We start from the raw sequence: 14,673 nt of genomic DNA, 5'->3' as shown, positions 1-14,673 counted from the left end.
TCCGGCACTGCCGAAATTTGAAGTGCGAAAGGTATAACTGTCCGTAAAATACTAAAGTCTGTCGTCGTCGCGTTAAATTTACAATAATTCCTTCAGCTGATAGAAAGGAACCGGCTTGCCGAATAAATAGCCTTGCACGGTGTCGCAGCCGTATTGTCTAACATAGTCGTATTGAGTTTCTGTTTCGACGCCTTCGGCTACGACCTTCAAATTCAGATTGTGCGCCATTGAGATAATGGTTCGCACGAGCGTTTCGTCATCGGCGTCATGTCCCAGATCATGCACGAATGAACGGTCGATTTTCAGCGTATGTAGCGGAAGTTGTTTCAAACGGCTCAGTGATGAATAAGCGGTGCCGAAATCGTCGATGCTTAGCTCGATGCCCAGTGTGCAAAGCTGCTCCAAAATTGCACAGGCGTCTATGCTGCCGGGGCCAAATAGGCTTTCGGTGATTTCCAGCTCCAATTTGTCGCCGGGAAAGCCTGTTCGTTGCAATATACCGGAGATCACTTCGACAAGGTCTTCGCGAATGAACTGAGCCGGAGACAGGTTGACCGCGAGCCTTAAATCGGCTTCGCCGCCGGTGCAGCATGCGAGCAATTCGCGGCAGGCGTTTTCGAGCATCCATTCGTCGATCGCAGCGATCAGGCCGCATTCTTCGGCCAGCGGAATGAATTCCGAAGGAGCGATCGGGCCTTCTTCGGGATCGTTCCAGCGCGCGAGCGCCTCGACGCTGACGATCGCAAGAGTGAGCGCGTCTCTTCTGGGTTGATAATGGATGTTGAATGCGCCCTCTGCAATCGCTTTACGCAACTTGTTTTCGAGAGCCAGACGGCGCGCCGCGCGATCATTCATGTCGGACGAGAAGAACGTAAATTGATTGCGGCCCCGGTCTTTCGAACGATACATCGCGGTGTCGGCATTTTTGACGATAGTTTCGGCATGGTTGCCGTCTTCCGGAAACAGGCTGATGCCGATGCTGGTCGTGATGTGCAAACTGTATCCCTCGATCGGTATCGGTTCGGCGATCGCAGCGATCAGTTTGCCCGCCACTTCGGCGGCATCGGTGCCTTGGCGAATTTGCGTGAGTAAAACCGCGAACTCGTCGCCGCCGAGACGGGCCAGTGTATCGCAGTCTCGAATGCAGGCCAGAAGGCGTTGCGAAACTTGCATGAGTAACTTATCGCCGACCGCATGTCCCAGCGTGTCGTTGATCGTTTTGAACCGGTCGAGATCGAGAAACATCACGGCGAGCCTCTGTCCGTGGCGTCTGGCTTGGTCGATAGCGAGCTTCAAATGGTCGTCGAAAGTGATGCGGTTAGCCAAACCGGTCAGCATGTCGTGATAAGCTTGGTGCTCCAATTGACGAGTCAATTCGGTTAGTTCGAGCGTGCGTGCTTCGATTCTTTCCTCCAATTCATCGCGCGCCTTCTGCAGTTCGCGGTCACGCAACTGGATTTGCCTCAGCATATCGTTAAAGTCGTCGACTAGCGTGCCGATTTCGTCCGATGATATTTTTTCCGCACGCAATCCGTAATCCTGGCCCTCCGAGACGCGGCGGGCGGTCTCGGCGAGTTTTAATATCGGCTCCGAAACCAGACGCTGTAGGCGGCTCGATAGCAGGAGGGCTGTCGACAGCGACAGTAATAAGACGCCTAAGGCGATGATCAGATGGAATGTCTGTCGCTGTTCCCAATGACTCAGATCCGAAATCAGCAGAATGTTGCCGACCAGATGCTCGTCGAGCATTATCGGCGAAACTATGAAAAAATTCCCGTCGATGCTGCCGGTTTCTTCGGCGGGAAAGGCGGGAGGAATGCTGTGCTCGTCTCGCTCGAAGTGAGCGAACAAGTTGCCATCGTTCGAGAATAAAACAGCAGAGACGATATCCGCTTCATTCTTGAGACTCGCGAGCGTCTTGTCGGCCGATTCCGGGTCGCCGAATGTCAATGCCGCAATCGAGTTATGGCCAATTACACCAGCTTGAGCGTGTAAGCGCTCGAATATCGCGCTGCGCATCGATAGCCAGTCGTTTATAGCGAAACCGACGGCCGACAACAGCAATGCGCAGCTGCTGGTCAGTAGCAGCATCAGCATTAGTTTTTTTCTGATTGAGTTTTTACCGAAGAGCTTCATGGCTTCAGGGGGCGTCGTCGACGATTGTCGCCAATTTCAATAATTGCGAACTCATTTTCAGGCCGGCTTGGCGCGATCGGGTGAGATTGATTGCAAATCCGATGCGCGTGTCGTTTCGCACCAGGCCGATCATGATGTCGCTTCCCGCGTGCAATAATGTGTCGGATTCGGTCAAGTCGGCGATCGTCAAGAGAGGAATGGCAGGGCCGAAACGGGCTTCTTTGAGGTAGCTTTGGAGTTCATTATGAGCGATCAGCAGAATGTGGCAAGAGTCGTTCTCGGTTAGGCTGTCGACTCGGGCTATCGAAACATGGCGTCCGCTGACCATTTCTCCTTGAATCAAATCGACTGCTTGATGGATCGGATTGCTGCGATAGAGACAAAGCAATAGATGCTCGTCCTTGCTTTCGAATGCTTCGGGCGGCCATGAGACGAAACGAGCAATGTTCAAAACGAATGCGGCCTTTATGCGGTCGACCCGATCGGATTGGTTGTCCGCGGCGGCATTGACAGTGAACAAGAACCACGCGAGCGCGACAATCAGCTCGATACGAGGCCGACAAAGGCGTAGGTTTGTTTTAAAACCGCCGCCTCGGGTCTTGGTGTCCTTTCTGATCGATCGTTCAGTCAAGGATCGAAACTCCATTTAAGCTGTCCCCAGAATTCGCGCTCGCTTCGTTCGGTGTTGTGCTGTCTGCCGAAATCGGCTGCCGGATCGAAGACCCGGGTGTCGAACACATTGTCGATTCCGAAGGCATACGAAAGGTTTTGCGTAATACGGCCGGAGCCGAAAACATTTGCGATCAAGAATTCTCTCGAGTCGTCTCTTCTGAAGGCGTTGGTGTCCGGACGGTTGCTAGTATAGAACAGCGAAAATCCAAGATTTTGCCGCTCATAGTAATTGTAATTTAGATTGAAACTGCCGTTCCATGAAGCTAGGTAAGGTACGTTGCCCGAACCACGTTCTTCGGCATGCAAATAAGAGCCGCTCAAACGCAGATTCATAGCATCGATCGGTTGCATGTGGAAAACCGCTTCGGCTCCGCGTTGCTGCCATGTGTCGGAGCTGTTGCGAAAATATTCGTCCGCACCGTTCGGAGTCGGTGTTTCATGGATGTAATCATCAACCTCGTTATAGAACAGCGTGACGTTAATATTGGCCTGCTCCCATTGATAGAGATAACCGAGTTCCAGCGATCGTATGCGTTCAGGATCGGGTATCGGCGCAACGAAATCGGTGCCTTCCAACACCTTCAGATATTCGCGAAAGGTCGGTGTGCGGATCGCCGTACCATAGAGCAGCTTTATGGTTTGTCGGTCGGTCGGCGTATACACGAGAGCCGCGCGGTAATTAAAGAAATCGCCGAATTCGTCGAAGCGGTCGTAGCGTCCGCCGAGCGTCAAATCGAGTTGCGGTGCGATGCTCCATACATCCTGTGCGTACACCGCAAAGTCGTCATTAGTGACATTCGGATTAGTCAATAAGCTTCCGGTTTCCGGTGTATCGAAAAATCCGCGATCGAAACGGAAACGACGCTCGAAGTCCATGTTGGTCGCCTCGGTTCGTAGCCAATTGAATCCGAGTGCGAATACATGATCGTCGAACAGGCGCTTGAAGCCTGTCACGGTAGCGCCGGCCATCGCCGCATTTTGGCGTTCTTCGTAGCCGAGTTGTTGTGTTTTTTGTTCTTTTTCGAATTCTCGGGCCTTGTCCCAGTTGTAGAAAAAATTCGCCTGTAGCTTGCCGCCATCGAGATCGCCGACTTCATATACAGCGGCCAGTGTCAGAGAGTCTTCTTCGATAAAGGCGTTCTGAGTATCGGGAATGAACAGGAACGGCGTGTTATTACGATAATAATCGGCGGTCAGCGTCAAGCCTTCGAATGGAGTCGCCTTGAAAAACAGGTTCGCATAATCCTCGTCGAGGGGTTGTAATGTTTCGCCGCCTATGAAGCTATTGCGGTCGCTTTTGAACGGAGCATCTTGCTCCAAATAGCTGCCGAAGACCTGTAGCTGTTCGCTGTTGTAAAACAGCGTGCCTTTGCCGCGCGCATTACTGCCGCCTTCGGCGGTCGCTTCGATGCGTGAACTCTCGGCGAATTTGCGTGTCGTGACCGAAATGATGCCGCCGTAAGCATTGGCTCCATAGAGCGTCGACGCGGGTCCTAGAATGATTTCGACTTTTTCGATTTTTTCCAATGGAAAGTTGTCGCCGAGCGAGAAATTGCCGTAATAGACATGCTGCCTGCGGATGCCGTCGACCATTAGTACCAGTTTATCGTTAAAGCGGTCCAGCAGGCCCCGCGCCCAGATCACTCGGTGACGTTTGCGATGCTGATTAAGTTGCATTCCCGGCACGAAGGCAAGGATGTCGTCGAGTCGTCGGATGCCGAGTCGAACGAAGGAGTCGCGATTAAAACTGTAAACGGTACCGGGCGCCTTTGAGTATTCGGTCGGTAACAGCGACGCGGCATTGAAAACCTCGATATCCATGAGCTCCTTCAGCGACATGCCGGTCAAGTCGGCGTCGTCGATGTCATTGTCCGAATCGGCGAAGGAGGCGGCGCTCGCGAGCAGCATTAGCGTCAATAACCTCGCAGGAGCGTTGAAAAAACTCCCAAAGCGGAAAGCGAAAGGCGAATATTTCCGGTTCTCAGAAAGTTGTGGGGACAAGCGGAAATTCATCTTTATTCTTAACGGTCTTTTAATGCTTTAGGAACGAGCATGAAATAACCTAGACAACTGTTGGAAGGGGGGGGGGCGGCGGCTCGATTGACAGGTATCGGCGGCAGGGCAGATTTTGCAGGAGCAAAAATCGACCGAGCACCCCGAGGCCTTTTCCGGCACTGCCGAAATTTGAAGTGCGAAAGGTATAAGGAGTATTTCGGAGGTTGTTTTATTTGGGTTGCAGTGTTTTGCGTTCCGGTTGAATATCATGATGCGGACTGTTCTTCGAACCTGCGATTGAGAGGCGCCGAGCGCTCCATTATCCGATTGTAAATGCGGTATGTGTTTAGCCGAATCATCGTTTGCATTGAAAGCAGAAAGATTGTGTCATGTTTATTATTATTTTCTGAAGATTAACATTATGGTCGATCGGTTCCAAGCGTCAATGATTTTAAGGCGCTAAGTATAGTATTGACAGCGGAATTTAAAATAGAAAATGCAACCTAATAATATATATGGTTATTTTGCATCATTACTGTGAATGTTCGTAGATTTGGACTCATTATCTAATTTTTCGATATAAAAGGCTTGGCGGAGAAAATACCGGTTCCAGAGAGGGTGCGGTTGCTCGATCGACAGTCTCTATGCCAGCTCCATGCTGGCAAAGCCTTTGCCGTACACCCCGTCGCCTCCTCAGCCACTGCCGAAATTTGAAGTGCGAAAGGTATATCTTGCGTAATTTAGGTGCTGGGCCTGTCGGGCGAGTGACTGCACCCTCCTCACCAGAGAACTTTCATTTGCCGGGGCGATGGCCAGGCTTTCATGAACGTTATGGTGAAAAATCTTAGGAATTGATTGAAGGCGTGAGATGTGTGTTTGTCGAGGAGTTTAGCCCTTTCTCCGCTTTGATCGAAAAAGCGTCTAAAGTTAACCATTTTTTGAATATAAAGGGAGTAAATGAAGCAAATTTTTCCCGGTCGTCTATATTCGAGGTTATAAGATTTCCGAGTCCATTTGTATTTAGTGCGAGAAAATTATGATTCAGCAAAAACTTCTGGCTGTTTGTATTCTAACTTCTTCGGCCCTAGCGGGTTGCGGTAGTAAGGTTGAGGTGCCGTCTGCGCATGTTGGGAAGATCATGACGCAATACGGCTTCAAGGAAGGCATCGTCAATACCTCGAAGTTTAGGCTCGAGCCTTGTTGGGCCTATTGCGACAAGTTGGTCGTCATGAATGTTTCGGACATTGCTAAAGCCGAGCAAATGCAGTTGTTCATGCCGAAAGACAAGTTGAATATGGCGTTTGATTTGCGGATGACGTTGGCTGTTAAACCGGAACAGTATGATGAATTGTTTTCCAAAATAGCGCCGGAGCAAGTTGGGGATGTTGAAAGCATTCCTCTCGATAAGGTTTACCAGACCTATGCACAGCAGATTATCCGATCGGAAGCCAGGGAGTTTTTGTCGAATTATACGATTGCCGAAATCAGTTCCTCTCGGGAAGCGATCAATTCCGAATTGAGCGCTAAGTTATCGAAGAGCATAGGCGAAAGAACGCCGTTTTTAGTGCGCTATGTCGGGTTGGCGGACATAAGGTATCCGGAAATCATTGTTAAGGCACAGGAAAATGCAGCAGAACGGCGCGAAATGATTCAGCAGGAAGAAGCGCAATTGGAAATCAGCAAAGTGCAATTAGAGCGCAAGCTTCAAGAGCAACGCATGCAACGCGCTATCGACGTCGAAAAAGCCGAGGCCGAGGCCGAAGTAAACAAGATCCTAGCTCAGTCGGTCACGAACGAATACATCCGCTACCGCTCTCTGAATGTGCTCGACAAAATGAGCGAATCGAATAACAAGGTCTTTATTCCGATGGAAATGCTCGGCACAATCGCCGGCGGTGTCATGCTGGGCAAGCATTGATTGCGGTTATGTTCGGCTACTTTCATCAAAGGCTTCTAGGGAGGAGCGGAAAACCAGCCGGATTCGGACAGGTTCGGATTTCCGTCGATACAGCATGAATACTTATCTGTTCAATGTTTTACTATCGTTTTTTCCTTATCTGATCATTGGCTTTTTCATGCTCTGCGCCGCATTGATGATCGAGCCGCTGGCGCGAGGCGGACTGATCGTCAAAAAGTTGACCAAGGCTACGCTGAAAAAAACTAGGCTTTTTTTGCTTTGTGCGGCATTGACCATATGGGCTTTCGGGCTGTTTTTAGCGTTGAGCTCGCCTTCCAATATCCCGAAAACGGAAGTCTTCGACAAAGCGGCAAGCCATCGAGCGATTGTCGACAAAGCTGAAGAGAGCCGTGAACCGCCGAAACAGCCTGTCAGAGACAATACTTTAAAGCCCAAGACCCGGGAAGATCGCGACGCGCATTTCAAATCGTTGACCGATTATAAATCAAGGACTCGGCAATATACGGAATGATGGATGATATCCTTCCCAGCCGCCGATACCTGTCAATCGAGCAACCGCACCCTCTCCGGAACCGGTATTTGCTCTGTCGAGCGCCGTATATCGAAAAATTAGATAATGAGTCTAAATCTATGAACTTTCACAGTAACGGTAAAAATTGAAAAGTTATTTTTAAACAAATCAAAAAGTCTGTACCGCCGAGAATAATTCTTCAAAAGCCGATTCGCTTTCGGTGTCGACCGTTATGGTCATGTTTTGTTCCGGTTCCGTTAAAGGTTCGTCCGAGTCTATCTGTCGTTGTAAGATGTCGGGTGTGGCCTCGGAGGGATCGGTGCCTTGTTTTTGCCTAGAGTCGATACGATCAATCAATGTTTTTTGGCTTGCTTTAAAATCCAAGATGAGTAGCGATGCGTCGGTTTTTTCGGTCAATGCAATAAATTCCGCGCGTTGGGTTTGTTTAAGAAAGGTGGCGTCGACGATCACGCTGAATCCTTCATTCAGTATGGCGTGAGCCGTATCAGCCAAATGCCGGTAGGTAATCTCGCCTGCTTCCGTGTTATAAATGCCGCCTCCCGCCTCGGAATTCGTTGATTCTTGAGGAGCGAAACCATAGAGGCGTTTTCGTTCGATATCCGAGCGGAGATGGATTGCTCCGAGTCGTTCGGCCAATTTTTCGGCAAAAAAGGATTTGCCGGATCCCGAAAAACCATGCGTGATCAATAACATTGGTCGTGGCGTCTGAATAGGGTGTTCGGCTAAGCCTGCATAGGCTTGGTATTCGGCGTGTATGCTATTGCGGTTACTTGGGTCGGAGTCTTGTTGCATTCTCAACAGTGCCACCTTGGCCCGCACCAAGGCTCGGTAAACCAAATAATAACGTAGTAAGGCTAAGCCCTGATAATCGCCGGTTTGCTGCAGATAACGGTTCAGCAGTCGCCATGCCAAGGGTTCGAATCGGCGATGTAGTAGATCCATGAAGATGAAGGCTATTTCGCTGGCGACATCGATCCAGCGCAGCATCGGGTTGAATTCAATACAGTCGAAGGGTGTCACCTGGCCGTCGATCAGCGCGATATTGCCTAAGTGTAAATCGCCGTGACATTCCCGGATAAAGCCTTGGCGTTTACGTTGCCGCATGAGTTCGGCCTTCTGTTGCCATTCGTTCCGGTTCCAGGCATGCAAGCTTTTCAATCGGCGAATTTCCGATGCGTCGTTTAGCAACGGTTCGATGTGCTGAAAGTTCTCTTCACTCCAATGTTTGATATCGTCCGGCTCGCCATAAGACGATTCCGGGTTTGCCGTCTCGGTGTTGTTATGAAATCGGCTGACGATTCGGGCGATGCCGTCGATATCTTCGCTTGAAAGCAGGCCGTTTTCGGCGCGCATACTCATGAGACCTAGCTGATCGAATTGCCGCATTTTTACAGCATATTCGATTGCCATTCCTGTCCCGCCGATCTCGGGTTTTTCGGGACTTCCCGTTATCGGAACGACGTCCAGATAAAGCGATGACGAAAAACGGCGGTTAAGTCGTAATTCTTCAAGACAACAAAATCGGCGTTTTTCGAGGGTCGAAAAATCCAGAAATCCAAAATCGACCGGCTTTTTAATTTTATAAGCAAATTCGCCGGTCAGCAGAATCCAGGAAATATGCGTTTCCAATAATTCAATATTACCGGTTGCATGAGGGTATGCTCGACTGTTGAGGAGTGAGCGGATTAGTCGAGTTTCGAGGTGAGGTGAATTCATGTGTTAAGACCGAAGCAGTTTTTCTGTATGATATCGCTTCTAGCATATGAAACAACCTTTTGTCTTTGGTCTACGATGGTCAGCAACGGGGCGTTTGATAAAGGTATAATGGGTTTGTTAAGTCGCTGAATGTCTGCTAACTTTATTATACCTTTCGCACTTCAAATTTCGGCAGTGCCAGAGGAGGTCTCGGGGTGCTCGGTAAAGGCTTTGCCAGCATGGAGCTGGCATTTACCGGTTGGTAAATTACCGCAATTCAGTCGTAATTGTTGGTCCCCCTCTTTTTCAAAGAGGGGGACTGGATACTTACGACCGAACACCTCGGCGCCGAATTTTGATTTACGATGGGTATATTTATTGCGGGTACAAATGTTCGATTTTCACCGTCAGTTACCGGGAGCAAGCCTTTGGCCATACAAGTCAGCGAAAAAAACGGTATAACGATTATCGCGATACAAGACGATATGACTATCTATACCGCGAGCGAACAAAAAGCCCAGCTCTCGAAATATTTACATTCGGGCAGCGAGCTGCAGATTAACTTGGCCGGCGTTTCCGAAATGGACAGCGCAGGCTTGCAGCTTTTGTTATGGCTCAAGCAGGAAGCGGGCCGGAATTCGATTAACTTGGGTCTGGTTAAGCATAGTCAGGCAGTTGTCGAAGTGTTGGAGTTGTTGAATTTGACGGGGCACTTCGGCGATCCGGTAATTATTTCGGCGAATTGGAACGCATCATGAGCGAATTAGACGCGGCAATACAGACTTTCGTACAAGAGGCCGACGAACTGTTGGCTGAAATGGAATTGGCATTGCTTGGCCTGGAAGATAACCCGGATGATAGCGAAAGCATCAATAGCGTATTCAGGGCAATGCACACGATCAAAGGCAGTTCGGGCTTGTTCGGGTTCGATTCTATCGTCGCATTCGCTCACGAAGCTGAAACGGTCCTGGACCAAGTCAGGCGAGGTCAACGGGAGATTGATGGCGCATTGATCTCGACATTACTGAATTGTAAGGATCATACATCCAAACTGATCGAGCATTGTTTAACGGAGGCGGAACAAGAGTTGCCGCAAGAATTGAAGTTGACGGGCGAGTCTTTAATCAAGCAATTAGGCGGGGCGACGACAAAGCAAGAAAGCTTGCCGGTTGAAGCAGGCTCGAAGCACGGCACTTCCGAAACGTCAGAAACCGAGGACGATACGAACGGAAACGATTGGGTGATTCTTCTGGAGTTCGGACCCGATGCTTTGCGTAATGGCATGGATCCGTTATCCTTTATCCGGTACTTGAAAACGCTAGGAGACATCGTCGATATCTTGACTTCGACACCGGATTTACCGACCGGCGACGCTATGGATCCGGAGAGCTGTTATCTGCATTTTAAAATCGTATTTCGAGGTAACACCGATAAACAAGGCATCGAAAGCGTTTTCGAGTTTGCTGAGGATGACTGCGAGATTAGAATCATCCCGCCTCATTCGCAAATCGAGCATTACCTGAGTCTGTTGGCAGAACCGTCCGACGAAGACGGCGCCCAGGTCGAACGCTTGGGAGAAATGCTGATAAATATCGGCGCATTGACACCGAAGGAAGTCGTCAAGGCTTTACAGCGGCAAAGCGAAGATAAAGCCGAATCGCCGGAACAAGCGAAACCGATTGGCGAGATTCTGGTTGAGCAGCAACTGGCTGAACAGCCGGTTGTCGAACAAGCGCTCAAAAAGCAGCAAAATGTCAAACAAAAAATAGCAGCCGAAGCCAACTATATTCGAGTCGACTCGGAAAAGCTCGGTAAGTTGATCAACTTGGTTGGCGAATTGGTGATTTCCGGCGCGGCGATGCGCATGATGGTCGACCGGCACGGCTTGAGCGATGTCGAAGAAGTCGCGGTCAGTATGAACGATCTGGTTAGCGAAATTCGCGATACCGCGCTCGAACTTAGAATGGTCGCGATCGGCGAAACGTTCTCACGATTTCGGCGCGTGGTACGCGATGTCAGCAACGAGCTGAATAAGCAGATTGAACTCAAGATTACCGGCGGCGAAACCGAACTCGATAAAACCGTCGTCGAGAAGATCAACGACCCGTTGACTCACTTGATTCGCAATTCACTAGATCACGGCATAGAAATGCCGGAACAGCGTAGGGCGGCCGGCAAGCCGGAACAAGGCACCGTACATCTCAATGCCTATCACGACTCGGGGCATATCGTCATCCAAATCGCCGATGACGGCGCCGGATTGAATGACGAAAAAATTAGAGCTAAGGCCATTGCCAACGGTTTGATAACGGCAGATCAAGTATTGACCAAGCAAGAAGTTTTTGACTTGATTTTCGAGGCCGGTTTGAGCACGAAGGATGAGGCGAGTAATTTATCGGGACGCGGCGTCGGCATGGATGTCGTGCGCCGCAACATCGAAGCGCTAAGAGGCTCGGTGAGTCTAGATAGTGAAGCGGGTCAGGGTACTACGGTCACGATTCATTTGCCGTTGACCTTGGCGATTATCGACGGCTTCATGGTTGAAGCCGAACAAGAATGTTACATCATACCGCTTAGCATGGTCGAGGAATGCGTTGAAATGGGTCCCGAAGAGTGCGAAGTCGACGAGATTCAGCATTATGTCAATTTGCGAGGCGAAGTGATGCCTTATTTAAGGCTTGGCGATTATTTCAATAATCGCAAGCAACATAGCAATATTCACCGGGAAAGCATGGTCGTAGTACGTTTCGGCCAGACTAAAGTCGGGTTCGTGGTCGATAAGCTGCATGGCGAGCATCAAACGGTCATCAAGCCGCTAGGTAAGGTCTTCGAGCAACTAAAAGGCATCAGCGGCGCGACGGTATTGGGTAGCGGCGATGTGGCATTGATTTTGGACGTGCAAGGTTTGGTGCAATTCGCGACAAGAGACAAGAGTCGTGCGTCAATCGGTTTAACCGGTTAAAGGATGTCTCGCCAATGTATTAGTCAGTAAAGGAGCTGATTTATGAGTAATTTAGTCGTCAAGGGAAAAAGCGGTCAGGAGTTAGCGGGGGGATCGGTCGATCAATTTCAACAATATTTGACTTTTTTGGTCGGCAAGGACAATTTCGCGATCGGCATTCTGGACGTCAAGGAGATTATTGAAATCAGCAATATTACCCGCGTGCCGATGACGCCTGATTACATCAGAGGCGTGATCAATCTGCGAGGTAATGTCGTACCGGTGATTGATTTATCTGCGCGTTTGGATCGTCATCCGAGTGAAATTACCAAACGCAGCTGTATCGTTTTGGTCGAGGTCGAAACGCATGGCGAAGCTCAAGTCATCGGCATGTTGGTCGATCAGGTCAATGAAATTCTCGATATTCCGCAAGCCAATATTCAGCCGCCTCCCGATTTCGGCGCCGATATCAGAACCGAATTTATTCAGGCGATGGGTCGGGTGGACGATAATTTTATTATCTTGCTGGCCATTAACCGAATTCTCTCGATCGACGAGCTGTCGCAATTACAACATGTCGTTAAGTCGCAAAACAGCGCCTCGCAAACCGATACCTCGGAATTGGCATAATTTTCACGAATAGGGATTCATCTCATGGCTATCAATGATCTAAAAGTAAAAACTAAAATCCTAAGCGGTGCCATGTTGTTAGTGGCGATAACGGTCGTTTTCGGAATTTTGGCCCAGGTATATATGGGGCGTGTTTCCGGGGCATTGTTCGGCATAACAGACCATGATGCCAAAGCGGTTGAATATGCGACCGGTGTCGAACGAATGGCGCTATTGACGATCATGGAGGAAAAAAATTATTTGTTGTTCGAGCGGGACGAGATTCATCAACGCGCCGAAGACAATGTGAAGCAATTGTTCGGCTATCTGGATAAAGTGGATGAGGTCGCCAAACAGTTCAACAATAACCGTTTACTGGAGCAATCCCAAGTCGCTCGCCGGGATACGAGCCGATATGCCGAGGAATATCGAAGAGGGGTGGCGGCGCTGAAAAATAATCGAGACGCTGTACGCCAGATGGTTGATCGAGGCGAAATCGTCATCAATGCCGCTGCCCAATTCATGGACATGCAACGCAACGCCTATACCGATGCGATGGGGCAAGGAGCCGATGCTCGAAGCCTGGATCAATACGTGCAGCGCTATATCCTCACTACGAATATTCGGATAGTGGCCAACCAAATCATTCGCTTTGAAAAAGAAGAGGTGAATTATAAGGATCGAAAAGGCTGGAATCAAATGACTGTGTTGTTGCCGCAATTGATGCGCCTGTATGACGATTTACAACAAATCACCACTGCGCAAGCAGAATTACGCTTGATCGAGGATGCCCGCCGCGCGACGACGGAATACCGGCAAGCTGCCGAAAGTTGGATCAAAAACGACGATGAATTAAAGCAGATTCTGCAGCGCATGGAAGAACTGGGGAATACAGTGATACAACAAGCCCAGGATGCGGAAAGTGCGGGTGTTGCGCAACTAGCCGTGGCCCGCGGTCAAGCCGATACTTTAGTCAAGGAGGCGAATATGATCATCATTGGCACGATTATCATCGCGGTAATTCTAGGTGTGATGATTGCGTTGTTCCTTGCGTCGCTGATCACGAAACCGATCATTAAAGGGGTTACTTTTGCACAATCGTTGGCGGAAGGCGACTTGACCACGACGCTCGATATCGACCAAAAAGATGAAATCGGAATCTTGGCGGATGCCTTGAAATCGATGAGTCGCCAATTCAAGGAGGTCGTGCAAGGGGTACGTTTGAATGCCGATGGTTTGGCTAGCGCCTCTCATGAGATTAGCGCGACCGCCCAAACCTTGAGCCAGTCGGCGATGGAGCAGGCTTCTAGCGTCGAGCAAACGACGTCATCGGTCGAGCAGCTCAATGCATCGGTTCAGCAGAACGTCGAAAACGCCAAGGTAACCAATGACATGGCCAATTCTTCGGCGCGCGATGCCGCATCCGGCGGTGAAGCGGTCAAGAGGACCGTTTCCGCGATGAAGGAAATCGCCAGTAAAATCGGATTGATCGAAGACATTGCCTACAAGACCAATCTATTGTCGTTGAACGCGGCGATCGAAGCCGCACGCGCCGGAGAGCACGGTAAAGGCTTTACTGTCGTTGCGGCCGAGGTGCGTAAACTGGCCGAGAACAGCCGCGTGACCGCACTCGAAATCAACGAACTGGCAACCAAGAGCGTGAGTATCGCGGAAGAAGCCGGTAAATCGCTTGAAGACGTCGTGCCGAATATTCAAAAAACGGCGGATTTGGTCGAGGAAATTACGGCATCATCGGAAGAGCAAGCCCAAGGCATAAGCCAAATCAACGATGCGATGAGCCAGTTGGATCAAGCCACGCAACAAAACGCTTCGTCTTCGGAAGAATTGGCCGCGACGGCGGAGGAAATGAGCGGTCAAGCGGAACAGTTACAGCAAGCCGTGGCGTTCTTCAAGGTCGATAATGTGGCGACGAATAACGTTCATGTCAGAAAAGCCTCGATGCCGAATAAACCTTCGGCATCGAGGCCTGCCGCAAAAGCCAATACAGCGACTTCGTCTCGGTCTTCGGGAGGAGTATCGAGCGCCGATCCCGATTTCAAGGATTTCGAAAAGTTTTAGCTTGTTTGTTACCATGAAGATCATGAAGGAAAGAGTATTGAGCGCTTTATGAACCGTTCAGATATCACGGATGAACTTATTAAATATACTCATCGT

At 49.8% G+C, this 14,673-nt stretch carries 10 protein-coding genes; 6 read left to right on the top strand and 4 right to left on the bottom strand.

Features of this window, described 5'->3' with window-relative positions; all coding sequences use genetic code 11:
* Window positions 1–78: 78 nt before the first annotated feature.
* The 3 genes from WJM45_RS15845 to WJM45_RS15835 are packed head-to-tail and all read right to left on the bottom strand — an operon-like array spanning window position 79 to window position 4,716.
* Window positions 79–2,097, bottom strand: coding sequence for an EAL domain-containing protein (locus WJM45_RS15845; protein ID WP_341326037.1), 2,019 nt, complete (start codon window positions 2,095–2,097; stop codon window positions 79–81).
* Between the two features lie 43 nt (window positions 2,098–2,140).
* Window positions 2,141–2,767: a YfiR family protein gene (locus WJM45_RS15840; RefSeq protein WP_341326036.1), complete on the bottom strand. Its 627-nt coding sequence runs from the start codon at window positions 2,765–2,767 to the stop codon at window positions 2,141–2,143.
* Window positions 2,764–4,716 (bottom strand): TonB-dependent receptor, encoded by a 1,953-nt coding sequence (locus WJM45_RS15835; protein WP_341326035.1) that lies wholly within the window; start codon window positions 4,714–4,716, stop codon window positions 2,764–2,766. Before WJM45_RS15835 ends, WJM45_RS15840 begins: the two co-directional genes overlap by 4 nt.
* Before the next feature lie 1,123 nt (window positions 4,717–5,839).
* On the opposite strand from WJM45_RS15835, the gene WJM45_RS15830 reads away from it, so the two are divergent.
* On the top strand, window positions 5,840–6,721 hold the full coding sequence (locus tag WJM45_RS15830) for an SPFH domain-containing protein (RefSeq protein ID WP_341326034.1): 882 nt from the start codon (window positions 5,840–5,842) through the stop codon (window positions 6,719–6,721).
* Window positions 6,722–6,815: 94 nt separating this feature from the next.
* Window positions 6,816–7,232 carry a hypothetical protein gene (locus tag WJM45_RS15825; protein ID WP_341326033.1) on the top strand — a complete coding sequence of 139 codons (417 nt, stop codon included), beginning with the start codon at window positions 6,816–6,818 and terminating at the stop codon, window positions 7,230–7,232.
* Window positions 7,233–7,400: 168 nt separating this feature from the next.
* On the opposite strand, the gene WJM45_RS15820 is transcribed toward WJM45_RS15825, so the two are convergent.
* Entirely contained in the window at window positions 7,401–8,969 is a 1,569-nt protein-coding gene (locus tag WJM45_RS15820; protein ID WP_341326032.1) for an AAA family ATPase, read from the bottom strand.
* 407 nt (window positions 8,970–9,376) lie between these two features.
* Between WJM45_RS15820 and WJM45_RS15815 the strand changes: the two genes are divergently transcribed.
* From WJM45_RS15815 to WJM45_RS15800, 4 genes are read left to right on the top strand one after another with little or no spacing between them, the layout of a single operon-like run.
* A complete protein-coding gene (locus WJM45_RS15815; protein ID WP_341326031.1) occupies window positions 9,377–9,706 on the top strand; it encodes an STAS domain-containing protein in 330 nt (109 codons plus the stop codon).
* Window positions 9,703–11,910, top strand: a complete 2,208-nt coding sequence (locus tag WJM45_RS15810; RefSeq protein ID WP_341326030.1) for a chemotaxis protein CheA — start codon at window positions 9,703–9,705, stop codon at window positions 11,908–11,910. Before WJM45_RS15815 ends, WJM45_RS15810 begins: the two co-directional genes overlap by 4 nt.
* Window positions 11,911–11,952: 42 nt before the next feature.
* Window positions 11,953–12,519, top strand: coding sequence for a chemotaxis protein CheW (locus tag WJM45_RS15805; RefSeq protein ID WP_341326029.1), 567 nt, complete (start codon window positions 11,953–11,955; stop codon window positions 12,517–12,519).
* Between the two features lie 24 nt (window positions 12,520–12,543).
* On the top strand, window positions 12,544–14,577 hold the full coding sequence (locus WJM45_RS15800; RefSeq protein WP_341326028.1) for a methyl-accepting chemotaxis protein: 2,034 nt from the start codon (window positions 12,544–12,546) through the stop codon (window positions 14,575–14,577).
* Window positions 14,578–14,673 lie beyond the last annotated feature (96 nt).

Origin of the sequence: Methylotuvimicrobium sp. KM2 (assembly GCF_038051925.1) — a bacterium.
Lineage (GTDB): Bacteria > Pseudomonadota > Gammaproteobacteria > Methylococcales > Methylomonadaceae > Methylotuvimicrobium.
The sequence above is the reverse complement of the archived record's forward strand: the minus strand, read 5'-3'. Positions and strand labels throughout refer to the sequence as shown.